Genomic DNA, 24,656 nt, shown 5'->3' with positions numbered 1-24,656 from the left:
GACGGTGACGGACGAGACTCCCGAGCAGGACGAGAACCAGGGGACCCTTCCCGGGGACGGGACCGAGGCGACGCTGGGGGCCGACGGTGCGGTCGCGGTGCAGCACGGCCGGATCGCACAGGTGGACCTGCAGCTCGAGATGCAGCGCTCGTACCTCGACTACGCCATGAGCGTCATCGTCGGACGAGCGCTCCCCGACGTGCGTGACGGGCTCAAGCCCGTCCACCGGCGCGTGCTGTACGCGATGCACGACGGTGGCTACCGCCCCGACCGCGCGTTCTCCAAGTGCAGCCGTGTCGTCGGTGACGTCATGGGAAAGTTCCACCCGCACGGTGACACGTCGATCTACGACGCCCTGGTCCGCCTGGTCCAGGACTGGTCGCTGCGCTACCCGCTCGCTGCGGGCCAGGGGAACTTCGGGTCCCCCGGCAACGACCCGGCGGCGGCCCCCCGATACACCGAGTGTCGCATGGCACCGCTGGCCACGGAGATGGTCCGGGACATCGACAAGGAGACGGTCGACTTCCAGGACAACTACGACGGCCGTACCCAGGAGCCCGTCGTCCTGCCCTCGCGGTTCCCGAACCTGCTGGTCAACGGCTCGGCCGGCATCGCGGTCGGCATGGCCACGAACATCCCCCCGCACAACCTCCGTGAGGTCGCGGACGGCGTGAAGTGGCACCTCGAGCACCCGGAGGCCTCCAAGGAGGAGCTTCTCGAGGTGCTGCTGACCAAGATCAAGGGCCCGGACTTCCCGACCGGTGCGACGATCCTCGGCCACAAGGGCATCGAGGAGGCGTACCGCACGGGTCGTGGCTCGATCACGATGCGCGCGGTCGTCAACGTCGAGGAGATCCAGAACCGGATCTGCCTCGTCATCACCGAGCTCCCCTACCAGGTCAACCCCGACAACCTGGCGCTGCGCATCGCGGACCTCGTCAAGGACGGCAAGGTCCAGGGCATCGCAGACATCCGCGACGAGACGTCCGGTCGTACGGGGCAGCGCCTCGTGATCGTGCTCAAGCGCGACGCGGTCGCGAAGGTCGTCCTGAACAACCTGTACAAGCACACGTCGCTCCAGGAGAACTTCGGCGCGAACATGCTCGCGCTGGTCGACGGCGTGCCGCGCACGCTGAGCATCGACGCGTTCGTCCGGCACTGGACGACGCACCAGATGGACGTGGTCATGCGCCGCGCCCGGTTCGACCTGCGCGCCAAGGAGGAGCGGGCGCACATCGTGCGCGGCTACCTCAAGGCGCTCGACGCGCTCGACGCGGTCATCGCGCTCATCCGTGGTTCGGCCACGGTCGAGGACGCCCGAGAAGGCCTCATGGCGCTGCTCGAGGTCGACGAGATCCAGGCCCGCGCCATCCTGACCCTCCAGCTGCGTGCCCTCGCGGCCATGGAGCGACAGAAGCTCATCGACGAGTACGCCGAGCTCGAGGCCGCGATCAAGGACCTCAACGACATCCTGGCCCGTCCCGAGCGCCAGCGTCAGATCGTGGGCGACGAGCTCGAGGAGATCGTGGCCCGGTACGGCGACGAGCGTCGCACGACGATCCTGCCCTACGACGGAGAGGTGTCGATCGAGGACCTCATCGCCGAGGAGGAGGTCGTCGTCACGATCACGCGCGGTGGCTACGCCAAGCGCACCCGTAGCGACAACTACCGCCAGCAGAAGCGCGGTGGCAAGGGCGTGCGCGGCGCGCAGCTGCGCGAGGACGACATCGTCGACCACTTCTTCGTCACGACGACGCACCACTGGCTCCTGTTCTTCACGAACCTCGGTCGGGTGTACCGGGCCAAGGCGTACGAGCTGCCCGAGGGCGGCCGCGACGCCAAGGGCCAGCACGTCGCGAACCTCCTGGCGTTCCAGCCCGGAGAGAAGATCGCCCAGGTCCTCGACCTGCGCGACTACGACGCCGCGGAGTACCTGGTGCTCGCGACCCGTCGCGGTCTGGTCAAGAAGACGCGCCTCTCGGAGTACAACTCGCCGCGCTCGGGCGGTCTCATCGCGATCAACCTGCGCGAGGACGAGGACGGCAACACCGACGAGCTGGTCTCGGCCCGGCTGGTCGACGCGACGGACGACCTGATCCTGGTCTCGCGCAAGGGGCAGTCGATCCGCTTCACGGCCGACGACGACGCCATGCGTCCGCTCGGCCGGTCCACCTCGGGCGTGACGGGCATGAAGTTCCGTGAGGAGGACGACCTCCTGGCCATGGACGTGGTCCGGGACGACGCGTTCCTGTTCACGGTCACCGAGGGCGGTATCGCCAAGCGGACCCAGCTCACGGAGGACAACTACCGCGTCCAGGGCCGCAACGGGTTCGGCATCAAGGTGGCCAACCTGCCCGAGCGCAACGGGGACCTGGTCGGTGCGCTCGTGGTCGATGCCGACGACGAGGTGCTCGTCATCATGGAACGGGGGAAGATCGTCAGGTCGTCCGTCGACGAGGTCAAGCCGACGGGTCGCACGTCGCAGGGCGTGATCTTCGCCAAGCCGGACAAGAACGACAAGATCATCGCCGTTGCCCGTAATGTCGAACGTCGACTGGGGGAGGATCGGGATACCGTGGACGAGGAAGCATCCGAGCAGGGGCAGCCTGACGTCGCCTCTCCCGCCAGCACCACCGGGCAGGAGGCTTCGTCGGAAGCGGCCCCCGGAGCCACCGAGGATGGTAGATGAGCAGCGAGAAGAAGTCCCCGCCGACGATCGCGCCGAAGGTGGTGCCGCCGCGTCCTGACGACGTGACGGGCACCGCGAGCCGCCCTGCGGCGACCAACGGCACGGCGCGGCCCGCAGGGGGCGGGACGACCAGCGGTGCGCCGACCGGGGCCAACGCCCCGGTGCCGCCGCCGCCCGCGGCGAGCGGTCCGTCGGGCGGGAGCGATGCCCCCGTCCCGCCGCCTCCCGCGTCGAACGGTGGCACGGCGCGCTCCGGCGCGCTCAAGGCAGCCGCGGCCGCCATGGCCACGGCCAAGGCAGCCGCGAAGAAGCTGTCCGACCCTGCTCCGACGACCGCCAGGCCGGCGGCCGACAGCTCGGCTCCCGCCAAGCCCGCGGCGAGCCCGGCGCCCCCAGCGGCTGCCCCGGCGACGCCCGTCGCACAGTCCACGACCGAGATCGACGACCGAACGGTGCCGCGCGTGACGAAGAGCTCGACGAGCACCACCGCTCCTGGCGGTACGCAGGAGGTCCCGGCGATGCACTACACGGCCGCCGGCTTCAGCGGGACGGCCCGCCCGGTGACGGGGACGACTCCTGCGGCGGCTGCCGCTGCCGCGCCTGCGGCCGCGACCGCCGCAGCGGCGCCCTCGACGGACGCGAAGCCCGCTGCGCGGCCCGCGTCCGACGGGCCTCGCAGGGTCCGCCTGACGGTGTCGCGGGTCGACCCGTGGTCGGTCATGAAGCTGTCGTTCCTGCTGGCCGTGGCCATCGGGATCATGACGGTCGTCGCGACCGCGGTCTTCTGGACCGTGCTGGACGGTATGGGCGTCTTCACCGAGGTGAACTCCCTGGTGGAGAGCATCGTCGGCAAAGAGAGCCCCGTCGACGTGCTCCAGTTCGTGGAGTTCAACCGGGTCGTCGCACTCTCCACCCTGATCGCGATCGTGAATATGGTGCTCATCACAGCGCTGTCCACGATCATGGCGTTCATCTACAACCTGGTTGCCGCGATGGTGGGCGGAATCCACCTCACGATGACGGACGACTAGGGCAAAACGTCCCCCGACCGGGGCGTCGTCGCAGGCCGTGAGCGGTCTCGGACGGCTCCCGACGATGTCCCGGTTTGGGTACACCCCGAGAAGTGCGATAGTCTCAAGCGCTGCCGCAGCACAGCAAGGGCCTATAGCTCAGACGGTTAGAGCGCTTCCCTGATAAGGAAGAGGTCAGAGGTTCAAGTCCTCTTAGGCCCACTGCCGGAAACCCACCCGAGGGGGAACGTCATGAAGAAGTTCTTCGTACTGCTGCTCGTTGCTGGCGCTGGATTCTTGATCTGGCGCAAGGTGTCCGAGGACAACAACGAGCGCGATCTCTGGGCAGAGGTCACCGACACTTTCGAGTGACGGCTCTCTGCACGTCGGTTCCGAGCGTTCTGGGGCCATGGCGCAATTGGTAGCGCACCTGCTTTGCAAGCAGGGGGTTGGGGGTTCGAGTCCCCCTGGCTCCACACAGTGAGAAGGCCGCCGGCCGGGTCCATGACCTGACCGGCGGCCTTCTGCGTGTTCCGGCCCTCGTGGCGGTCGGGTTCGAGCCCTACATGCCAGAGGGGCCCGCCCGGCATCGCCGGACGGGCCCCTCACGCGTTCGTACGGTTCAGGCGGTCGGCTTCTTGTCCTCGCCCTCGGTGCTTCCCTCGCTGCCCGACGACGCCGCGTCCTTGGCACGTCCTGTCGCCTTGCGCGTCGCCTCCTTGGCATCGGTCACGGCGTCCTGGACCTTGCCGGAGATCTTGTCACCGGCGTCGGCTACGGCTCCCTGGACCTTCTCCCCCGTCTCACGGCCCTTGGCGACGGCGGCGCCGGCGGCCTCCCCGACGGCCTCGGCGGCATTGCCCACGGCGGCTCGTGCGTCGTCGAAGGTCGAGGCGGGAACCTGGTCCCAGGGCTCGGCCCACGGGTCCGTGGTCGGCTGTGCACGGCGCCACAGGACGTAGGCGCCGCCGGCAGCGGTCACACCGCCCACGACCCACCACAGGGCCTTGCTCTTCTTCTGCGGGTCCGCGGCCTCAGCGGCTGCGGTGAGCTTGGCCGGTGCGGCCTTGGCAGCCTTCTTGGCCGACGCCGCCGAGGCGTCGATGCCCTTCTTCGCGGCCTTGGCGGCCTTCTTCGTGGCCCTCTTGGACAGGGTCTCGGTGGCCGCCGCGGACTCGGCCGTGGCGGCGGCCGCGGCGTCGGCGGCGCGGGACGCTGCTTCGGCCGCTGCTGCGGCCGCCGCGTTGAAGCTCGCCACGATCTTGGGCAGGACCTCGTCGACGAGCTTGTCGTGCGCGGTGTCGATCGCAGGCGCTGCCTTCCCGGCGGCCTTCTCGACGCGTGGTGCAGCGGCCTGGAGGCTGTCCTGCCATGCCTTCTCGACACGAGGCGTGAGCCACTCGACGAAGGCCTCGACCTTGGGGCTGCCCCACTCCTTCGCCTGACCGGCGGCACCCTTGGCCTGGTCGGCGAGCTGGACCGCGGTCGTCTGTGCCTTGGCGCCGGCCTCCCCGACGAGCGCAGCGACCTCAGCGGCCTGATCCTTGAGCTTCTCGGTATCGATCGTGTCGGTCACGGCGCGTGCGGAACGGCGGGTTCGGTCGGACATGGAGACTCCAGGTGTTCGTGATGCGGGCTGTAGGCGCTGGAACTCCACTCTGCCACCGTGCCCGGAGGCTCGCGAGGCAAGCGCGCCGTGGCGCGGGACATGAACCGAGCGACAGGGCGGGGGCACAGGCGATCGTGTGAGAATGGGGGCATGTTCGCAACCCTCCACACCACTGCTGGTGACATCCGTATCGAGCTCCTGCCGAACCACGCGCCCAAGACGGTGGCGAACTTCACCGGTCTGGCGAAGGGCACCACGACCTGGACGGATCCGCGCACGGGCGCGGAGCGCAACGACCCGTTCTACGACGGTCTGATCTTCCACCGCGTGATCCAGGACTTCATGCTGCAGGGCGGCTGCCCGCTCGGCACCGGCACCGGTGGGCCCGGCTACACGTTCAACGACGAGATCCACCCCGAGCTGCAGTTCGACCGCCCCTACCTGCTGGCCATGGCCAACGCGGGCTCGCGCCGCAACCCGGTCTCGGGTGAGGTCGAGGGCACCAACGGGTCGCAGTTCTTCATCTCGACGGTCCCCACGCCGTGGCTCAACGGCAAGCACACCATCTTCGGCGAGGTCGTCGACGACGAGTCCCGTGCGGTCGTGGACGCGATCAACGCGACGCGGACCCGCCCGGGCGACCGCCCGGTCGAGGACATCGTCATCACCTCGGTCACCATCGAGGACTGACCATCTCCGTCCCCGCCTTCGGGACACCGGGGCCGGCGCAGCCGGCCCCGGTGTGTCCCCGACACCCAGACCGCGTCTCGTACGTCCGCTGCCAACGCTGTGGACGTCCGGCCTGCCCCGAGTGCCAACGTCCGGCGGCCGTCGGTATCCAGTGCGTCGACTGCGTGCGCGAGCAGGCCCGGTCCGCACCCCAGACCAAGACGGCTCTCGGCGGGACCGTCCGGACGGGGCGCCCGGTCGTCACGCTGACGATCATCGCGCTGTGCGTCGTGAGCTGGCTGCTCCAGCTGGCCACCGGGGGCGAGTGGACCCAGCGGCTGGCGTTCGCACCGTTCATCGGTGATGTGCAGCCCTACCGCTTCCTCACCGCGGCCTTCCTGCACTCGACGAGCGTCTTCCACATCCTGTTCAACATGTACGCGCTGTGGATCACCGGGCCCTTCCTCGAGCAGATGCTCGGGCGGGCACGGTTCATCGCGCTGTACGTGCTCGCGGCTGTCGGCGGATCCGTCGGCGTCGTCCTGCTCGCTCAGCCGACGCCGGACGGTGGTTGGTTCACGCCGGTCGTCGGTGCGTCCGGGGCCGTGTTCGGGCTCTTCGGAGCGATCCTCGTGGTGCTGCGGCGCCTGGGACGGAACGCCGCCCAGATCCTCGTCCTGATCGGGATCAACTTCGCGATCGGCTTCATGGTCAGCAACATCGCCTGGCAGGCTCACCTGGGTGGGCTCGTCGTGGGGCTCGTGCTCGGGGCGGGCTACGCCTACGCGCCCAAGGAACGGCGCAGGCTGTGGAGCATCGGCATCACGGTCGCGGTCGCGGTGGTGCTCGTCCTGCTCACGGTCCTGAAGTACGCCTCCGCCCCGCAGTTCGTGCTGTCCTGAGCAGACTGCTCGATCTCGGATAGTTATCCACAGAGTTACTCACAGGTGTGGAACTACACTGATGTAGTTATCCACAGGGCGAAGAATCTGTGGACATCCGTCCGTCCCGCGCACGCTGGTGACAGGCACGAGGGTGGGGTCCGCAGCTCTGCGTGCCCCACCCTCTCCTGTACCGAGCCCGGCCGACGCGGGCGGAACGCACGTCGTCCAGCGACTACTTCCAGCGCGTGGTCAGCGCGAACCCGGCGATGATCAGGACGAACCCGATCACCAGGTTCCAGTTGTGGAGCGCCGGGATCGGCAGGCCGAGGCCACTGCTGGTGAGGTAGAAGATGACGATCCATGCCAGGCCCAGGAGCATCAGGGTCAGCATGGTCGGCACCAGCCAGCGGGGGTTGCCGGTCTCAGGCTTCTTCACCTGCGGGGCCTTGACCTTGGCGGGCTTCTTACGGGACTTCGACTCGGGCACGAGAGCTGGCTCCTGTCCTCGGGATGCGTGTTCCTGGCACCAGTCGTGTGCAGGAGCTGTGTCGGGTGGGACGAAGCGCCGTTGCGCGACGTCGTGAACGGCGACGCCATTCGTCATCTAGCGTAGTGGGCGGACAGAATAGCGTGTGCACGGGCAGATGGACGAGAGCCGGGAGTGAGCCAGATGGATCGCCGTCACGCAGCGCCGCACGACACGGAGCAGGGCGCGGTCGAGGATGCCCCGCGCACCGCCGCCGACGAGCCCGTGGTCGCTGTGTCAGCGCACCCCCCCACGCGAGCGCGCCGGGTCCGGTCGAGCGTCACGGTACTGCTCGTGCTCGCGCTCTCGGGGCTCATGTTCTCCGCCAGCGCGCGGCTCGCACAGGGCCAGGAGGGTCGTCATCCCGAGAACCTGGCGGAGCTCGTGCAGAGCGAGGAGCGTCGGGTCCAGGACATGACCGACAAGGTCGTCGGCCTCGAGGCCGAGGTGTCGACCCTCGCGGCAGGCACGGGCCAGGTGGAGATCGAGTCGCCCGAGCTCGTCGAGCGCACCGGGATCGTCTCGGGCGCCGTCGCCGTGAAGGGTCCTGGAATCAGCGTGACGCTCGACGACGCCCCCATGACCCAGGACCACCCCAAGGCACGCGTGGACGACCTGGTCGTCCACCAGCAGGACCTCCAGGAGGTCATCAACGCACTCTGGGCAGGAGGCGCGGAAGCGATGACTCTCCAGGGGCAGCGCGTCACGCCGACGACCGCCTTCCGCTGCGTCGGGAACGTGCTCAACCTGCACGGGCGCGTGTTCTCGCCGCCCTACACGGTGTCCGCGGTGGGGGACCCGGCACAGCTCCAGAAGGCGCTCGACCGGTCCGAGGCGATCGACATCTACAAGCAGTACGTGGACGAGTACGGCCTGGGGTGGAAGGTCGACAAGTCCGACTCGCTGCTCATGCCCGTGTTCGAGGGAGCGCCCGACCTGAAGTACGCGCGCGTGACCGGCTCGGAGGACGAGGGCGCGTGACGGAGACGGGTCTCGTGACACTCCGCCACCCCGTGCCCCCACGGCCTGCCGAGACCGAGACCGAGCCCGAGCACGGACAAGGCCACCGGCCTCACGCAGCAGGGACAATGATGAGCAGGCCGGGCTCGGTCCGGCTCCTGCGGACGGCCCGCGCACCCCGCGCGGCGTCCGGACGCCTCAAGGCAACGACTTCCGAAGGAACAGGTGGGTAAGGGATGGTCCGCATCCTCGTCGTGGACAACTACGACTCGTTCGTCTACACGATCGTCGGCTATCTGAACCAGCTCGGGGCCCGGACCGTGGTCGTCCGCAACGACGCGGTCCCGGCCGTGGGTGCGGACGGACGGTTCCGGGACGGTGACGGCGTGTTCGACGGCGTCCTCGTGTCCCCCGGCCCCGGCACCCCCGAGGAGGCGGGGCAGAGCGAGGACGTGATCCGCGCGTGCGCGGCGTCCGGGACGCCCATGCTGGGTGTCTGCCTGGGGCACCAGGCCCTCGCCGAGGTCTACGGCGCGACCGTCACGCACGCCCCCGAGCTCATGCACGGCAAGACGAGCCCGGTCGTCCACGAGGACCTCGGCGTTCTCGCCGGCCTCCCCTCACCCTTCACCGCGACCCGCTACCACTCGCTCGCCGTGGTGCCCCGGACGGTCCCGGCCGAGCTCGTGGTCACGGCGACCACCGAGAACGGTGTGGTGATGGGCCTGCAGCATCGCGACCTGCCGCTGCACGGCGTGCAGTTCCACCCCGAGTCCGTGCTCACCGAGGGGGGCCACCTGCTGCTCGCGAACTGGCTGACCGTGTGCGGGTCGGTCGACGCGATCGAGCGCGCCCAAGGGCTCGCGCCCCTCGTACGCCTCTGAGATCTTTCGCGAGGCCCGACGGACCGTTCCCGAACACCAGGAGGGCCCGGCACCAGATGGTGCCGGGCCCTCCTCGCGTCAAGGCGTCACGGTGTGGGTGTACCGCCGTCGTCGTCCTCGCCGCCCCCACCGCCGCCGGCTGGCGGGCCGCTCGAGATGACCAGGTCCACCTTGGTCCCCTCGTCGACCTCCTGGTTCGCGCCAGGGCTGGTCGAGATGACCCGACCCTTCGGCACGTCCGCGGACTCCTCCTCGGTGATCCGTCCAGGATTCAGCCCGTTGGCGTAGAGGGCTTCGACGGCCCTGTCCTTGGACATGCCGACCAGGTCGCTGGGCACCGTGGTCTTCTCGGGGCCCGTGGGCACGATCGCCTTGGCCACGACCAGCGTGACCTTCTGCCCCTGCCTGGTGGGCCCTGCCTTGGGCGACTGGTCGATCACGGTGCCCGCGGTCTCGACGCTCTCCTTGGTCGTGATGACGGCCGTCAGCCCCAGGTTGCCGAGCTCGGTGACGGCCTCGTCCTCGGTCTTGCCGATCAGGTCCGGCACGCTCACGTTGCCGCTCGAGATGAAGATCTTGACCGTGCCCCCTGCAGCGACGCTCTCGCCGTTGGCGGGGTCCGTCCGGGTCACGAGGCCCTTCTTGATGGTCCCGTTGTCCTCGGCCTCGACCGTCGGGTCGACCACGAGGTTCGCGGCGGTGATCTTGGAGCGCGCCTCTTCCTGGGTCAGGCCCGTGACGTCGGGGACCAGCACGGTGTCCGGCCCTGCGGAGAAGAAGACCTCGACCTCGGTGCCCGTGGCGACCGACGTCCCGCTCGCGGGGTCCGACTTGGTGAAGGTGCCCTCGGGCTCGGTCGACTCGGTGTCGCGCGCGTACAGGTACACCAGGTCGACCGCCTCGAGCGCCTGCTTGGCCGACTCCTGGGTCGTGGAGGCGTCGAACTGAGGCACTTGCACCTTGGTGGGCGCGTCCGGACGGGAGTTGATCACGATCATGGTGATGATCGCGGCGAGGGCCAGGACACCCACGGCGATGAGGGCCCACATCAGGCCGCGCCGCTTGGCGGGCTCCTCCTCGGGTTCCTCGGCGGACAGCCCGTTGCCGGGCTGGCCCGGAGGGACCGCTGCCGGGGCGACGCCCGTGGTCTCCCACGGGTTGGGGGGCGTCGCAGGGGCCGGGCTCATGACCTGCGTCGCGTTCTCGAGCGGCTGCTGGACCTGGGTCGCGGCGACCGCGGCTCCTGCCACGGCGCCCGCGGCCGCCGCGGCGGCCGCCCCGATGGCCGGGGCCGTGATGTGCCCGCCACGGACGGCGTTCTCGAGGTCGTTGCGGAACTCGGCGGCACTGCTGTAGCGCGCGGTCCGCTCCTTGGCGAGCGCCTTGAGCGTGATGCGGTCGAGGACCTCCGGCACGTCGGGTGCGAGGTCGCTCGGCCTGGCCGGGGCCTCCCGCACGTGCTGGTAGGCCACGGCGACGGGCGAGTCGCCGATGAACGGCGGGCGCCCGGTGAGCAGCTCGAAGAGCAGGCAGCCGGTCGAGTAGATGTCGCTGCGTGCGTCGACCGTCTCCCCGCGGGCCTGCTCGGGCGAGAGGTACTGGGCCGTGCCGATCACGGCGTGGGTCTGGGTCATGGTCGCCGCGGAGTCCGCGACGGCGCGCGCGATGCCGAAGTCCATGACCTTGACCGCGCCCGTGGGCGTGATCATGACGTTGGCCGGCTTGATGTCGCGGTGCACGATGCCCGCGTGGTGGGAGTACTCGAGGCCCGACAGCACGCCGGCCGTGATCTCGATGGCCTCGTCGATGGGGACGGCCTGTCCGTCACCGAGGATGTCGCGGACCGTGTGGCCCTCGACGTACTCCATGACGATGAACGGCACGTGCGCCGTCCCGCCGCCCGGCTCGGTGTGGGTGTCCTCGCCTGTGTCGTACACGGCGACGATGGCCGGGTGGTTCAGAGCGGCGGCAGCCTGTGCCTCACGACGGAAGCGTGCGAGGAACGACGGATCGCGTGCGAGGTCGGAGCGCAGGATCTTGATCGCCACGGTCCGTCCGAGGCGCGTGTCGTGGCCGATGTGCACCTCGGCCATGCCGCCTCGGCCGATGAGCTCACCGACCTCGTACCGGCCGGCGAGTACCCGGGGAGCGTTGTCCACCACTTAGGAATCCTTCGAGGTTGTCGGAGCCGAGGACGCAGAGGCCTCCGGCACAGTACTGAGCATCATCCCATCGCTGGACGTCGAGTCCTGGGACGAGTACAACGATCTGGTCACGGTCGCAGCAGCCGAGTCGTCCGTGCCGTCCCCGCCACCTCTGACGAGGGTCGCGACGAGGACCACGAGCAGCAGGATCAGCAGGGCCACGAGCGGCCACGACAGGCCCTTGGCGAACCCGCCGATCCGTTGGCCCGTCGTCGTCGAGGTGCGGCCGCCCGCGGGTTCCTGGGAGGCACGCCGTCGTTCGGCGCGCGTCACCCCGCCCGGCTGGGCCCCCGCGAGCGCGGGAGCCGACGCCGCGCCGGTGCGTGACGTCGTCGGGCCGGCGTCGGGGCGCCGCGGACGAGAAGCCGCCGCGCCGTGCATCTCCCGGCGGGGCGGGTACGAGCGCGGGGCTGCAGCGGGCTCCGCCCCGCCCGGCGCGTCCGAGCGCTCCCAGGGGAGCGCCTGGCCGGGGCGCGCAGCCTCCGGCGACGGCGCGACGGCCGGTGGAGGCGGCGGCGGTGGAGGGACGGCCTGGCCGTCGTACAGGACGTCGTCGCGGGCGACCGACGCGGCGGACGCCGGAGAGGGAGCCGAGAGCGCCGAGTAGCCCGACGGTGCCGAGAGCGCCGAGTGCCCGGAGTGCGCCGGCCAGCCGGAGGTGGCCGGACCTGCGGTGTCGGCCGCCGGCGCCGGGCTGACCGTGGGCAGCGGGCGTGAGCGCAGCTCGGCGGGGATCTCGAGGGGCGTGGGCGAGCTGGGTGCAGCCGGTGCGCCGTGCCGTGCGGGCAGGGGGCGGCGCGAACGCCTGCTCCCGGAGGCGGCCCCGGACCGGGCCGTGGCCCCCCACGGGTCGCGCGCGATGGTCTCGGCCAGGTCGTCGAGCGTCTGGGCGAGCGCGGAGGCCGGCATGGGTCGCGCCTTGGGGTCCTTCGCGAGCATCGCGTAGATGAGCGAGGCCAACGACGGGTGCACGTGCGCGGGCAGCGGCGGCACCTTCTCGTTGACGTGCGCGACCGCGATGTCGACCGGGGTCGTCCCCGTGAACGGCCGGTTCCCCACGACGGACTCGTAGGCCACGATCCCCAGCGCGTACACGTCCGACGCCCCGGTCGCGGCCTGGCCGATCGCCTGCTCGGGAGACAGGTACTGGGCCGTTCCCATGACCATGCCGGTCGCCGTCATGGGGATCTGGTTCGCCGCGAGCGACACCCCGAAGTCGGTGATCTTCACGACCCCCCGCGGCTCGAGCAGGATGTTGCCCGGCTTCACGTCGCGGTGGACGACTCCCGCGACGTGCGCGGCGTGCAGGGCGCGCGCCGTCTGCGCGAGGATCGGCAGCAGCTTGGCCGGCATGAGGACGGGCTCGCGCTCGAGCAGGTCCGCCATGGGCTCGCCCATGACGAGCTCCATGACGAGGAAGCCCGAGGCGTTCTGCTCGCCGTAGTCGTACATCTGGGCGATGTTCGGGTGCGACAGGGCCGCGCTGTTGCGCGCCTCGGTGCGCAGGCGCTCGAGGAAGTCCTCGTTGCCCGCGTACTCCTCGCGCAGCACCTTGACGGCGATCTCGCGGCCGAGCGCCTTGTCGTGAGCGACCCACACCTCACCCATGCCGCCGATCGCGATGCGGCGGACCAGGCGGTAGCGGTCGCCGAGCCAGAGCCCCTCGACCGGCCTCACTTGTTCAACACCGCCTCCATGACGGCCTTGGCGATGGGGGCGGCCACGGCGCCGCCCGTGGCCTCGTTGCCGCTGTCCCCACCGTTCTCCACGATGACGGCGACCGCGACCTGAGGGTTGTCGGCCGGGGCGAAGCCCGTGAACCAGGCGTGCGGGGCGGCGCCGCTCTGGTGCTCGGCAGTGCCCGTCTTGCCCGCGACCTGGACGCCGTCGATCTTCGCGGCCTTGCCCGAGCCGCCCTCGACCACGCTGATCATCATCGAGGTGAGCTGCGACGCGACGGTCGGCGAGACGGACGTGCGCAGGAGCGAGGGCTCGTTCTGCTGGACCACGTCGAGGTCCGCGCCGCGCACGGTCGCGACGGTGTAGGGCGTCATCTGCTTGCCGCCGTTGGCGATGGCCGCGGAGACCATGGCCATCTGGAGCGGGGTCACGCGGACGTCGCCCTGGCCGATCGAGGCACGCGCGAGCTGTCCCGCGTCGTCGGTGACCTCCGCGTCGGGGAAGTGGCTGGGCGTGACGGTCATGGGGATGCTGAGCTTCGAGTCGAAACCGAAGTCCTCCGCCTGGTCGCGCATCGCGTCGCCCCCGAGCGTCACGCCCAGGTCCGCGAACGCGGTGTTGCACGAGATGCGCATCGCGTCGGCGAGGGTCTGCTCGCCCGTCGGGGAGCAGCGCGCCCCGCCGAAGTTCTTCATGGTCTGGGTCGAGTTCGCGTACGGGTACTCGTCCGGTGCGGGGATCACGGTCTCGGGCGTGTACTGACCGCTCTCGAGCGCGGCGGCCGCGGTCACGAGCTTGAACGTGGATCCCGGCGGGTAGGTGTTGCCGGAGATCGCGCGGTTCACGAGCGGGTCGTCGTCCGCGTTGATGAGCGAGGTGTAGGCCTCGCGCGCGGCCTTGGTGTCGTGGGTCGCGAGCAGGTTGGGGTCGTACGACGGCTTGGAGACGAGCGCGAGGATCTTGCCCGTCGACGGCTCGATCGCGACGACCGCACCGCGCTGGTCGCCCATCGCGTCGTACGCGGCCTGCTGGGCTGCGGGGTCGATCGTCAGCTCGACCGACGCGCCCTGGGGCTTCTTGCCCGTGATGAGGCCCTGGAGACGGTCGATCCACAGCGTGCTGGCCTGGCCGTTGAGGAACTCGTTCTCGGTGCGCTCGATCTCCTTGGTCCCGTTGACGATCGAGAAGAACCCGGTGACGTGGCCGTACAGGGGCCCGTTCGTGTACGAGCGCTGGTAGCCGTACGGGTCGTCGATGGGGGTCGAGAGGGCCACCGACTCCCCCGCGACGACGATCGGGCCGCGGAAGTTGCCGTACTCCTGGTAGATCTGGCGGACGTTGCGGGGGTCGTTGTTGAGCGAGTCCGCCTGGACGAACTGGATGTAGGTGGTCGAGACCATGAGTGCCAGGAACATGACCAGCACAACGGTCGCCACTCGGCGCAGAGGGACGTTCACGGGGTCTTCCACTCGGTGTCTTCGATGATCTCGGTGGCTCCGGTGTCCGGGCCACCACCGACCTCGGGCAGGGCGGTGCGGACGACCTGCGTGGGCTGGTCGTCCGGGAGCGCGCCGTGCGCCCCGGGTTCACGCTGCCCGACGGCGGAGCGCCCGTCCGCGGGGTCGGCGGCACCGTGGGCGCCGGCCTGGACCGCGACGGGCTGGGGGCCCGTGTCCGGACGCTCGGTCGCGCGCGACGGGGCGACCTGGCCGCGCACGGGCAGGGAGGACGGCCGGCGCGCGTTGTCGGAGATGCGCAGCAGGAGCCCGACCACGAGCCAGTTCGCGAGCAGCGACGACCCGCCCTGCGCGACGAACGGCATGGTCAGACCCGTGAGGGGGATGATCCGGGTGATCCCGCCGATGACGACGAAGAGCTGCCACGCCATGACGAACGCGAGGCCACCTGCGAGGAGCTTGCCGAACCCGTCGCGGACGCCGATCGCGGTGCGCAGACCGCGCTCGACCAGGATGAGGTACATGACCAGGATCGCGAGCAGCCCCGTGAGCCCGAGCTCCTCGCCGAGCGAGGTGTAGATGAAGTCGGAGAACGAGTACGGCACGAGGCGGGGGTAGCCCTCGCCCCAGCCCGTGCCCGTGAGCCCGCCGTTGGCGAGACCGAACATGCCGCCCACGAGCTGGCCAGAGCCGCCCGGGTCGCGACCGTAGATCTCCGGGTCGAGGGGGTGGAGCCAGACGTCGACGCGCGCCTGGACGTGCGGGAACGCCGAGGCCGCGACGACCGCGCCCACGGCGAACATGCTCAGACCGATCGCGACCCAGCTGAACCGCTCGGTCGCGATGTACAGCATGGCCACGAAGAGGCCGAAGAACAGGAGGGAGGTCCCCAGGTCGCGCTCGAAGATGAGCACGGCGAGCGACGCGGCCCAGACGATGACGAGCGGCCCGAGGTCGCGCAGGCGCGGGAGCTGGAGCCCGAGGACCTTGGGACCGGCTAGTGCGAGCGTGTCCCGGTTGGTCACGAGGTAGCCCGCGAAGAAGATCGCGAAGGCGATCTTGGCGAACTCCGCGGGCTGGAGCGACATGCCGGCGATGTTGACCCAGATGCGGGCGCCGTTGATGTTGCGCCCGATCACGGGGAGCAGAGGCAGCACGACGAGCACCAGGCCGACGATCATGGCCGTGTACGAGTACTTCCGCAGGGTCCGGTGGTCCTTGAGGAGCCACACGACCACGCACGCCGCGACGACGCCCAGAGCCGTCCACATGAGCTGCTTGGAGGCGAGGTCCTGGTCGCGGCCGACGATCTTGCCGCCGATGTCGATGCGGTTGATCATCCCGAGGCCGATCCCGTTGAGGGCGATCGTGACCGGCAGGATGACCGGGTCGGCGTAGGGCGCCTTGAGGCGCAGGACCACGTGCCCGACGACGGCGAGCGCGACGAGTCCCGCGCTGTAGACGTAGAAGTTGGTGGGCAGCTCACCGAGCATCGACAGGCCGACGGACGCGTAGGCCCCGATGCCGAGGGCGAGGGCGAGCACGAGCAGGCCTGCTTCGGCCCGCCGCGAGGGACGTACCTCGTGGGGCTCGACGGTCGCCATCACGGGGCCGCCGGCGGGTCGGTCGTGGTCTCGGTCGTGGTGCCGTCGGCGGGGGCGGCAGGGGCCGTCGCCGGGTCGACCGGGGGCGTGGTCGCGCCGGTGCCCGCGGGCTCCTGCGTGCTCGCGTCGGCGTCGGCCCGGGCGTCGGCGACGAGGCGCGCCGCGCGGTCCCGGGCGTCGTCGATCGATGTGGCGCTGATGGTCTCGGTGAGCCGGTCGACGACGTAGGGCGGCAGGTCGTCGACCTTGTCCCCCGTGAGCTGGATCGGGGTCGAGAGCGTGAGGGGGCCCGCGCTGGTCGGGATGCCCCGGAAGACCGCGACCTGGCCGTCGGACACGCCCACGTAGTACTGCTGCTGCGTCCACCGGTAGCCGTAGAGGCCACCGGCGCCGACCACCGCGAGGATCGCGATCGTCACGACGGGGGCGATCCAGCGGCGCGAGCGCTTGCCGGGGCGGACGTCGGAGTCGTCGCCCGCAACATCCGTGCCGTCCTGGGGGGTCTCTGCGGTGTCGGCCGAGGCCTCCGGGGTCTCCTCGGCCGACGCCGTGGCGACGAGCGTGGCCGCGCGGGCGGCGGGGCCGTCCTGCGCCGAGGTCGGGCGGTCGCGGTCGACCGCGGCCGAGCCGACGACGACCGGCACGGTGGAAGGGCCCGCGCCGTCGGCCAGGGTGTCCAGGTCGACGACGTCGGCCACGACGACCGTCACGTTGTCGGTGCTGCCGGCCCGGAGCGCGAGCTGGAGGAGGTGGTCGGCGCACTCGTCGGTGTCCGCGACGGTGCTCAGGGTGTGCTCGAGCGTCTCGATGCTCACGAACCCCGACAACCCGTCGGAGCAGAGCATCCAGCGGTCGCCGGGGCGCGCCTCGCGTACCGACATGTCCGGTGTGAGGTCGACGTCGAAGTCGCCGAGGACCCGCATCACGACGTTGCGCTGCGGGTGGTACTCGGCCTCCTCCGGGGTGATGCGGCCGGTGTCGACGAGGTGCTGGACGAACGTGTGGTCGGTCGTGACCTGGTTCAGGACGCCGTCGCGCAGCAGGTACGCGCGGGAGTCGCCGAGGTGCGCCATCGCGAGGGCGTTGCCGCTGCGCAGGATCGCGGTGACCGTGGTGCCCATGCCGGCGAGCTCGGGGGTCAGCTCGCTGCGCTCGACCAGGTCCTGACGCGCGCTGTCGATCGACGCCTCGAGGTGGGACAGGGCGTCGTCGGGCCCGTGCGACTCCCCGTCGAGAGGCGCGAGCGCCGCGATGGCGAGCGAGGACGCGACGTCGCCGCCCGCGTGCCCGCCCATGCCGTCCGCGACGACGAGGAGGTGCGGACCCGCGTACCCGGAGTCCTGGTTGTTCGACCGGACGAGGCCGACGTCGGAGACCGCGGCGTACCTGAGTGCGATGTTCATGGCGCGCTACCGCTGCAGCTCGACGATGCTCTGCCCCACCCGCACGCTCACTCCTGGGGCGAGGGGCTGGATCCCGGTGATGCGCTGCTCGTTGATGTAGGTGCCGTTCGTCGAGCCGAGGTCCTCCACGTACCAGGTGCCACCCTGGGGGAAGATCCGGGCGTGCCGGGACGACGAGTAGTCGTCGTCGAGGACAAGGGTGCAGCTCGGGGCGCGGCCCAGCAGGATCGAGGACGCGGAGAGCGGGACCGTGGTCCCGCGCAGCGGGCCCGCGGTCACGACGAGCCGGGAGGGCCCGGTCGGGGCCGGGGACGCGGGAGCAGCAGGGGACGGGGCCGAGGGGGCCGACGCCGCCGCACCGCGCCCGGCGGTGGGCGCGGGACGGTGCCCGTCCTCGCGCGTCTTGCCCTTGCGTGCCGTGATCTTGGTGCCGTACAGGTCGCGTCGCAGCACGCCGATCGCGGCGAACACGAACACCCACAGCAGGACCAGGTAGCCCAGCCGCAGCAGGGTGAACGTCAGCTCGGTCATGCGGGGTGGATCACCATTCCTCGTTCTCGGGCGCACCCGTCCAGAACATGATGCGGGTCCGCCCGATGGTCAGGCTGTTCCCGTCGAGCAGGGTAGCGGCCGGGACCTGGTGGCCCTCGACGAAGAGTCCGTTCGTGGAACCGAGGTCCGTCGCGATGACCCCGTCCTGCGTCACCCGGATCTCGAGGTGACGGCGCGAGACCCCGGGGTCGTCGACGACGATGTCCGCCTCGGAACCGCGGCCGATCACGGTCACGGGACCGGTCAGCAGGTAGCGCTGGCCGTCGATGTCCACCAGGGGGTGGCGTGCGCTCGGGGCCGACGCCGTCGCCGGCGCGACGTTCCCGCGCACGCTCGCGGAGCGCAGCTGGAAGCGGCCTGTGTCGAGCGAGTCGTTCTGCTCGAAGGACACGCTGACCGGGCCGACGAACGCGTAGTGCTGCGACGCCGCGTGCTCGGTGACGTTGGCCGCGAGCTCGTCGGCGAGCGACTCGGCCCCCCAGCCGTCGACCTGCGCGTAGTCGTCCGGTGACAGCTCGATGGTGAACTGGTTGGGCACCACGGTCCGGTCGCGGTCCACGACCGCGGCCCGGTCGTCGACCTCACGACGCAGAGCGCTCGCGAGCTCGACAGGCTTGACCTCGCTGCGTCCGACCTTGAAGGCGTTGTTGACGACGCGTTCGACGCCCTTCTCGAAACGATCCAGGACTCCCATGCCACCTCCTCCCTCATCGACGTTCCCACGACCGGGGTACACGGTCCCCGGGCAGACTACCTAGATCGTAACGACCCGGGGCCTCGACGGGCCGGGAATCTCCCGGAATCGAGGGGGAGATCGCGGGGAGATCGGGTGACTCGGGCGTGAGGCGCTCCGTGGAGCGGCTACTGTTCTCTCTGGTGCACCACCGAGCTCTGGCCCGGTCGGGGCGCAGGTGGAAGAGCGCACGAGGACGGCCGTCCGACCGATGCACGGTTGGGTCCGCTCTCGTGATAATCTTCTGCGGCACGCGCGAGTGGCGGAATGGCAGACGCGCTAGCTTCAGGTGCTAGTGTCCGAAAGGGCGTGGGGGTTCAAGTCCCCCCTCGCGCACGTGAGGGTTGTTTCCTTGGAACAGCCCATGTTGTAACGAATCTCCTGTCCGGAGTCATCCGGGCGGGAGATTCGTCGTTTCCGGGGTTCCTCGATGGGTGTGGCCGGGTGGTTCGAGCGTGGTGTTGCCGCTCGGAGGGTGCTGTTGCCCCGGTTCTGCTGGCATGCGGGTGTTTCGGGGCGCGTTGGTGCGTTCGAGGTCCTGCTGGTGGTGAGTGACGTGGTCGCTGTCTAGAGGCTTGGCGGGGTCAGGGGCCGCGGGTGCGGTAGATCCAGTCGGGTTCGTGACGGTGGGGTTTCTCGTCGAGCTCGATCTGCCAAGGGTCTGGGAGCCCGCGTTCGATGTACCAGTGGTGCAGGTGGCGCATGTTGTAGCCGGCGAACGCCAGGGTGAGCAGGAACGTGGTTGCGGTGTGGCCGAAGACGCGCAGGTAGCCGCGGTTCATGCTGGTGGTGTTGTAGCGGATGTTGCCGAAGAGGCCTTCGATCAGGCTGCGTCGTGCGAAGGACAGGGCCCAGGTGGTCGATCGCCAGGGTAGGTGCTGTCGGTCGCGCGCCCGCAGGGTGTCGGGGACGGTCAGCGTGACTCCGCAGCCGCACGGCACGCCCTGGGTGCAGTTGGTGGTCGGTACGGCTGGGCCCAGGCGCATGGTGGCGGGGGTGTTCGAGCAGCGTACGTGCCCGGCGAGAGCGGGTCCCTTGAGGCGTTGGGTTCCCCGGGTGTCGTCGTGGCGGCTGTGCGGGACGAGGCGGAAGGGCTCGCGGGCGTCGAACTGTTCGTGGATGCGTGACTTGTCGGCGGCTGTGTCGGTTGGCTTGGGCGGCTCGAGGTCGCGGAGCGCCTGTGGGAGCGCGCTGGAGTAGAGGTGGCCGTCCTGCCAGATCGTTCCTGCTCTCGGTCCAGGGCGGGTGCCTCGCTGGGAGATGTGGAGGTCCATGACGAGGCGGATGCCTCGGTTACGCAGCGGGTGGGCGAGGTTCTCCGCGCTGGCAGTCGTGTAGCCGCGGTCCAGAAGGACCTCGTCGGCTCGGTGCCGCGTGGCGTGGAATGCGTCCAGGAGGCTCAGCGCTGCGGGGGCAGAGCCGCGGGACCCGGGGCGCACGGCGATCCCGAGGGCCAGCTGGGGTATCGGTTCTCCCCCTACCGATGGGCAGCCGGTTATCGCGTGGGTCGAGTACCCATGGAACCGGGACGTGGGGCGCCGGTCGGTCGAGGTGCGATATCCCCATGCGGCGTCGTGGTCCGCGGACCAGTAGGTGTCGTCGTTCTCGTCGATAGAACGGTGTCCTGGGCGTGCATGGCTCTCGAAGTCAGTGCTGTCTATGGCGACCGTCGTGGGAATCGGGACGGTGGCGGGGATGCTGGTCAAGATCATCCGCACAGCGAACTCGTCCAGGTTCGCCGCGATGTAGTAGCAGGTGGGCGGACAGGGCCAGGCGTCGCCTGTGCGCGGGTCGGCTTCTAGCTCGTGGTTGTGCACGGAGCAGGTGCCGGACTCGATCTCTCGGAGGAGGGCTCGGTATCCGCTGTAGAGGCGGGCGTACCGGATGGAGCGGTCGATCGGGAAGCCCAGTTTGAGTCGCTGTGACTTTGTCAGGATCTTCAATTCGGCGGCGACGTCGGTGAGGAGAAGCCGTTCGGGTGCTGTCAGGCCGTGGAAGACGATTGCCGCGAGGACTGCTTCGACGGGGTAGAGACGTCTGCGGCCCTTGGTCCGGTGAGTCGCTGCGACCAGTCGGAGTGCTTCGGGTGAGTGCGCGTAGGCGGAGGCGCGACGAAGTCGCTGATTGACGGTGAGCGGGATCTGGTGCGCACGGACGGTGCTGGCCTCCGGTGAAGGACGCTGGGCTGTCGCTAGTGCGAGACTCATCGGCGGGTCAATTCCTCGAACAGGCTCGCTTCGTCGATCGGTGGCAGGTAGGCCATGAGGTGACCGAACGTCTTCCAGGACGTGACACCCGCCATCTGGGCGAGACCGTTGAGGTGGACCCGGTTCTTCAGATGCTGCAGCAGCCAGGTAGCGCGCAGCCGATGCGCCTTGAGGTCAGGGCAGTCCGGCGGAAGGTCGATGTCCTCGAGCAGATGCCCGAGGGGTGCGCGGTCCCATCCCTTGGCCACGAACCCGAGGATCGACGAACCGGGACCCTCCACGCGGATCCGATCGAGGGTGACATTGTGGGGCGGACTCACAGGGACGAGGCGAGTTCGATCACCAGGGATCCTCAGGCATAGGCGCCCATGTCGTTCAACGAGGTCATCGGTCGTGGCCGACCGTGCCTCGCGCGGGTAGGCGCCGGTCCCGAGTCCGATCGCAAGGAGAGCGCTCAAGCGGCGTCGCTGCAGCGCCGTGCGTTGATGTGCGGCGACCTCAAGCAGACGAGCGACCTCCGCCGGCGTGTAGGGGACGATCGCATAGTCCCCGCGCAGGCGCTGGGCTCGCGGGGGCCACGGCGCCTTACGCGTCACGGCCGCGGAGAAGCGACGCAGATCGGAGCGCCGGGTGGCCCGTGATGACTCGGCAAGGTGTCCGCACGCGACCGCGATGTAGCGCTCGACCATGTCCGGGGTGAAGATCGCCTCCCGGTCCAGCGGCATCCCCTGGCAATGCGCCCAGACGACGAACTGCGACAGGGTCCTCATGGTCTCGGTCGCCCGACGCCGGTCGACGGGTTCCAGGTCGAGCCCGACCTGGCAGGTGAACTGGGCGACCGGGCCCAGTGCTCGGGGCGGATCGCGTTCGGTCGGTAGCCGCGCACGACGTTGGTGGCGTGGGCGAGTTCTTCGGCGTGGCGGTTGACGGACTCAGTTCCAGAAGAGCACTCTGAAGGTGCTGAAGACATGGAAGTACCCCCAATTGGACTTGCGGGTGTTTCTGACAGCGGCGGTAAGAGTCCGCTGTAGTGGCGTGGCGATCGGGTTCAGGAGTTGCCTCTCCTGGGCCCGTTTTCGCGCGTTCGGCGCCCTGCGCCGAGCCCGATCAGTCCATAGAGGCGCCGTTGCCGTTGTCGAGGGCGCGGGAGAGGACGTTGGCGAGCACCACGGTCACGGGAAGCCCGGACTCATGGGCTGTGTCGTACAGGCGCTGGGCAACGGTGGCGGGGATGCGGGCGTCGAAACGCACCAACTCATCCGGCCTGTAGGCGCGCTCGTGGGACGCAGGTCTACCAGTACGTGCGGATCGGATAACGATCCGGCCCTCATGACGCTCGTCCACCTGCTCCACCTCCCGATCGAGACCCCACACATCCGACGACACTCGGGTCCGCAGACCCGAACAGTCGGATGGTCAGTCCGATTCACGAGGGTTGGTGGTCCTCTTTAAGCGCTCCGAGGCAGATTGTCTAGACGATGCGGCATGCTCCTGCATTAGGTCAGGGCGACTGTCTCCAAGGTAGCGAAGACCCTCAAGCCTCGGGTGCTAGACACGCGGAGTCCTGTTTGAAGCTGAAAACTGGTGGGCCCGGCGATCTCGTGTTGGGGATGCGGGGGCTGCCGGAGGAGTCAGGGGCTGCGGGTCGGGACCTTGTCTACAAGCGACTTGATCAGTTCGATATAGTCCCCGCCCGCCACCTCGTTGCTGGGCTCTTCGGGGCGGAGCACGAAGATGGCTTGAGCGGCCGCGGCTCTGATGTCCTTCTGCTCCGTGTCAGGTAGGTTCGCGATGAATGGCTCGAGGGCCGTAAGGGCGAGCTGGACCTGCTTCGCCCGCCGTTCCTCCCGGCGATGCTGTGAGGACTCTCGTGCCGCGTAGGCGCCGACGCCGGCAACGGCCGCGGTGACTCCTAGGCGGGCGAGCGCAGCTTCCCAGCCCGTTGCTCCCTCCCCGTACCAAGGGAACGAGCTCGCGATGAACCAGACGCCCGCGACGCCGAAGACGGCTGCAGCTATGGACCGCCAAGTGGTCGCGGCTTTGTTCTGTTCGTTGGCGTACGTCCCGAAGTCCGTGGCGGTCGAGTTCGCCCCGACCGCTTGGAGCACCTTCACGGACTTCGCTTCGTGCTCCTCCATGCGCTGTGTGTGGGCTTCTGCTTCATCCTGCTGCGAGTTGAGCTGCTTGGCCCAGGCTTCCTTCCGCGCATCCTCGCCCGCGGTGAACTTCGTCTGAAACCCGGCGATGGCTTCGTCGATCCGGCCCTTCTGAGTTTCAGCGGTCGTGCTGAGAGCCTCGACGCCGCGGGCAACCTCGATGACCTGGTCCTGCACTCTGGCGACTAGTTGCTCGGCGGCTGCTCGTTGCTGCGCTTCGTAGTCCACGATCGCGGTATCGGTCGTCGCGAACTTCTCGTCCAGGGTGGCGAGGTTCTCTCGTGCTGCCGTGAGCCCTGATTGAACAGTAGCGATCTGTGAAGTTAGGTTCTTGATCTTCGCCGGCCACGGCTGAGGCCAAGCGCCGACTATCTGCGCATTTGAGTCAAACGAGTATCCGGAGTAGTTTCCGGTGAATGCGCTTGTTGTGTTGGGAAGGGAGCCGTGGATGAACTCTACGTATTGGGTGACCTGACTAAGCGAGGTCTGGGAGATGGTGATGTCGGGGTTATCTCGCATCCCGTCCAACCTAGCCAATAGCGCCTCGAGCATCTCGGTATGATCTGGATCGCCAACAAGCTCACCAGCATCCTGTAGCTCGCCAAGTCGGCCCTTGGTCCGGTCGACAGCGTCCCAGATCGCGTGAGACCGATAGTTCTCCATCCAACCCATGCGGAGAGTGTGCCCCATGTGAGAGGCGATGTCCCGAACATGCGCTCGCGCCGGACACGCGGGACCCCGGGCGCCTATGCGCCTGGGCCTTGGCGTGGCCAGTGCGTCTGTGGACGCAAGGTCCCGGTCAGGTTCTCCTGGCCGGGACTCTATTCGTCCGGGGCGGGTTGCGGGTGGTGGTCGTGCGGTGCGGCGCGCGCCTGGCGGAGCTCGATGGCGTCAGCGAGCAGATCCGGGGGGCCGAGGAAGCACGCGAGCGGCAGGATGGTGCCGTGGCGACTAGGGAACTGGGCAGCGCGGCCTGGACGAGCTGGGCCGCCATCTCGTCCGGCGTCACGCACAAGACCGCGCATCCCGGTGAGCACGGGTCCGCTTCCTCCGGTGTCGGCGTTGATACGGACGTCATAGCCATGGTCCCTGCGGGCACCATCAGGAGTTGCTGTGACTAGCTGGTGAAACGCATCCCAGAGTCGCTCTCACAAGCGGGTCGCGCTCTACGGGATCCGTCACCCAGATCTCCTGCAGGCCGACGCGGCGCTGGCCGTGTGAAGTCAACGACACAGCCCCTTGCGAGGGACCCAAGGACCGGCATACCAGGGTGAACCCGCCGGATATCTGCCAAGACGCGGCTGTGGGGTGGGGGATCAGCACGATCCGGGGGCGCACCCTGAGGCGAAGTTGCCTGGGTCCTCCTGGTCGAGAGACTGTTGTGCGCGACAACGTTGAACGCTCCGTTGACGTGGTCGACGGCTCGCGG

Annotated in this window: 20 protein-coding genes and 3 tRNA genes; 10 read left to right on the top strand and 13 right to left on the bottom strand. The window is 69.4% G+C overall.

Going from position 1 to position 24,656, the window contains the following annotated elements; all coding sequences use genetic code 11:
* The first annotated feature begins 4 nt into the window (after nucleotides 1-4).
* From gyrA to ACIPWA_RS16400, 5 genes are all read left to right on the top strand, one after another.
* Nucleotides 5-2,689, top strand: a complete 2,685-nt coding sequence (gyrA, locus tag ACIPWA_RS16420; protein ID WP_082608660.1) for a DNA gyrase subunit A — start codon at nucleotides 5-7, stop codon at nucleotides 2,687-2,689.
* A complete protein-coding gene (locus tag ACIPWA_RS16415) occupies nucleotides 2,686-3,720 on the top strand; it encodes a DUF3566 domain-containing protein (protein WP_400291667.1) in 1,035 nt (344 codons plus the stop codon). Before gyrA ends, ACIPWA_RS16415 begins: the two co-directional genes overlap by 4 nt.
* 127 nt (nucleotides 3,721-3,847) lie before the next feature.
* A tRNA-Ile gene (locus tag ACIPWA_RS16410) sits at nucleotides 3,848-3,921 on the top strand.
* Between the two features lie 30 nt (nucleotides 3,922-3,951).
* On the top strand, nucleotides 3,952-4,071 hold the full coding sequence (locus ACIPWA_RS16405; RefSeq protein WP_210410998.1) for a DLW-39 family protein: 120 nt from the start codon (nucleotides 3,952-3,954) through the stop codon (nucleotides 4,069-4,071).
* 31 nt (nucleotides 4,072-4,102) lie between these two features.
* A tRNA-Ala gene (locus tag ACIPWA_RS16400) sits at nucleotides 4,103-4,175 on the top strand.
* 146 nt (nucleotides 4,176-4,321) lie between these two features.
* On the opposite strand, the gene ACIPWA_RS16395 is transcribed toward ACIPWA_RS16400, so the two are convergent.
* Nucleotides 4,322-5,308: a hypothetical protein gene (locus ACIPWA_RS16395; protein WP_068625542.1), complete on the bottom strand. Its 987-nt coding sequence runs from the start codon at nucleotides 5,306-5,308 to the stop codon at nucleotides 4,322-4,324.
* Between the two features lie 150 nt (nucleotides 5,309-5,458).
* On the opposite strand from ACIPWA_RS16395, the gene ACIPWA_RS16390 reads away from it, so the two are divergent.
* Nucleotides 5,459-5,998, top strand: a complete 540-nt coding sequence (locus ACIPWA_RS16390; RefSeq protein ID WP_056648078.1) for a peptidylprolyl isomerase — start codon at nucleotides 5,459-5,461, stop codon at nucleotides 5,996-5,998.
* Nucleotides 5,999-6,162: 164 nt separating this feature from the next.
* Entirely contained in the window at nucleotides 6,163-6,879 is a 717-nt protein-coding gene (locus ACIPWA_RS16385) for a rhomboid family intramembrane serine protease (protein WP_400291666.1), read from the top strand.
* A 214-nt stretch (nucleotides 6,880-7,093) separates the two neighbouring features.
* Here ACIPWA_RS16385 and ACIPWA_RS16380 read toward each other — a convergent pair whose 3' ends face one another.
* The gene (locus tag ACIPWA_RS16380) at nucleotides 7,094-7,348 is read right to left on the bottom strand and encodes a cell division protein CrgA (protein ID WP_400291665.1); all 255 of its coding nucleotides are present in this window, start codon (nucleotides 7,346-7,348) and stop codon (nucleotides 7,094-7,096) included.
* Between the two features lie 183 nt (nucleotides 7,349-7,531).
* Here ACIPWA_RS16380 and ACIPWA_RS16375 point away from each other — a divergent pair, with 183 nt between their 5' ends.
* Together ACIPWA_RS16375 and ACIPWA_RS16370 are read left to right on the top strand one after the other, a co-directional pair.
* Nucleotides 7,532-8,368: a DUF881 domain-containing protein gene (locus tag ACIPWA_RS16375; RefSeq protein WP_400291794.1), complete on the top strand. Its 837-nt coding sequence runs from the start codon at nucleotides 7,532-7,534 to the stop codon at nucleotides 8,366-8,368.
* A 215-nt stretch (nucleotides 8,369-8,583) separates the two neighbouring features.
* The gene (locus ACIPWA_RS16370; protein WP_400291664.1) at nucleotides 8,584-9,231 is read left to right on the top strand and encodes an aminodeoxychorismate/anthranilate synthase component II; all 648 of its coding nucleotides are present in this window, start codon (nucleotides 8,584-8,586) and stop codon (nucleotides 9,229-9,231) included.
* A gap of 86 nt (nucleotides 9,232-9,317) precedes the next feature.
* Here ACIPWA_RS16370 and pknB read toward each other — a convergent pair whose 3' ends face one another.
* Genes pknB through ACIPWA_RS16335 form a run of 7 tightly spaced genes read right to left on the bottom strand, consistent with a single transcriptional unit; the run spans nucleotide 9,318 to nucleotide 18,825 of the window.
* The gene (gene pknB, locus ACIPWA_RS16365) at nucleotides 9,318-11,393 is read right to left on the bottom strand and encodes a Stk1 family PASTA domain-containing Ser/Thr kinase (protein ID WP_400291663.1); all 2,076 of its coding nucleotides are present in this window, start codon (nucleotides 11,391-11,393) and stop codon (nucleotides 9,318-9,320) included.
* Complete coding sequence (locus tag ACIPWA_RS16360; protein ID WP_400291662.1) at nucleotides 11,394-13,112, bottom strand: serine/threonine-protein kinase; 1,719 nt, start codon at nucleotides 13,110-13,112, stop codon at nucleotides 11,394-11,396.
* Entirely contained in the window at nucleotides 13,109-14,572 is a 1,464-nt protein-coding gene (locus ACIPWA_RS16355) for a peptidoglycan D,D-transpeptidase FtsI family protein (protein ID WP_400291661.1), read from the bottom strand. The genes ACIPWA_RS16360 and ACIPWA_RS16355 overlap by 4 nt, the downstream gene beginning before the upstream one ends.
* Nucleotides 14,569-16,176, bottom strand: a complete 1,608-nt coding sequence (locus tag ACIPWA_RS16350) for an FtsW/RodA/SpoVE family cell cycle protein (protein ID WP_400291660.1) — start codon at nucleotides 16,174-16,176, stop codon at nucleotides 14,569-14,571. Before ACIPWA_RS16350 ends, ACIPWA_RS16355 begins: the two co-directional genes overlap by 4 nt.
* The gene (locus tag ACIPWA_RS16345) at nucleotides 16,176-17,579 is read right to left on the bottom strand and encodes a PP2C family protein-serine/threonine phosphatase (protein WP_400291659.1); all 1,404 of its coding nucleotides are present in this window, start codon (nucleotides 17,577-17,579) and stop codon (nucleotides 16,176-16,178) included. The genes ACIPWA_RS16350 and ACIPWA_RS16345 overlap by 1 nt, the downstream gene beginning before the upstream one ends.
* Nucleotides 17,580-17,585: 6 nt before the next feature.
* Nucleotides 17,586-18,110: an FHA domain-containing protein FhaB/FipA gene (locus ACIPWA_RS16340; protein ID WP_056648060.1), complete on the bottom strand. Its 525-nt coding sequence runs from the start codon at nucleotides 18,108-18,110 to the stop codon at nucleotides 17,586-17,588.
* 10 nt (nucleotides 18,111-18,120) lie between these two features.
* Nucleotides 18,121-18,825: an FhaA domain-containing protein gene (locus tag ACIPWA_RS16335; RefSeq protein WP_056648059.1), complete on the bottom strand. Its 705-nt coding sequence runs from the start codon at nucleotides 18,823-18,825 to the stop codon at nucleotides 18,121-18,123.
* A gap of 292 nt (nucleotides 18,826-19,117) precedes the next feature.
* Here ACIPWA_RS16335 and ACIPWA_RS16330 point away from each other — a divergent pair.
* Nucleotides 19,118-19,200: transfer RNA gene (locus ACIPWA_RS16330), tRNA-Leu, on the top strand.
* 248 nt (nucleotides 19,201-19,448) lie between these two features.
* On the opposite strand, the gene ACIPWA_RS16325 is transcribed toward ACIPWA_RS16330, so the two are convergent.
* The 4 genes from ACIPWA_RS16325 to ACIPWA_RS16310 form a co-directional block, all read right to left on the bottom strand.
* On the bottom strand, nucleotides 19,449-21,071 hold the full coding sequence (locus tag ACIPWA_RS16325) for a hypothetical protein (RefSeq protein ID WP_400291658.1): 1,623 nt from the start codon (nucleotides 21,069-21,071) through the stop codon (nucleotides 19,449-19,451).
* Nucleotides 21,068-21,841 carry a site-specific integrase gene (locus tag ACIPWA_RS16320; protein WP_400291657.1) on the bottom strand — a complete coding sequence of 258 codons (774 nt, stop codon included), beginning with the start codon at nucleotides 21,839-21,841 and terminating at the stop codon, nucleotides 21,068-21,070. Before ACIPWA_RS16320 ends, ACIPWA_RS16325 begins: the two co-directional genes overlap by 4 nt.
* A gap of 337 nt (nucleotides 21,842-22,178) precedes the next feature.
* Complete coding sequence (locus tag ACIPWA_RS16315) at nucleotides 22,179-22,322, bottom strand: hypothetical protein (protein WP_400291656.1); 144 nt, start codon at nucleotides 22,320-22,322, stop codon at nucleotides 22,179-22,181.
* Nucleotides 22,323-22,702: 380 nt separating this feature from the next.
* On the bottom strand, nucleotides 22,703-23,899 hold the full coding sequence (locus ACIPWA_RS16310) for a hypothetical protein (protein ID WP_400291655.1): 1,197 nt from the start codon (nucleotides 23,897-23,899) through the stop codon (nucleotides 22,703-22,705).
* Between the last annotated feature and the right edge of the window lie 757 nt (nucleotides 23,900-24,656).

The organism is Oerskovia enterophila, from assembly GCF_044748475.1.
Taxonomy (GTDB): domain Bacteria; phylum Actinomycetota; class Actinomycetes; order Actinomycetales; family Cellulomonadaceae; genus Oerskovia; species Oerskovia enterophila.
Note: the sequence above shows the minus strand (reverse complement) of the source record. Positions and strands in the feature narration are given on the sequence as shown.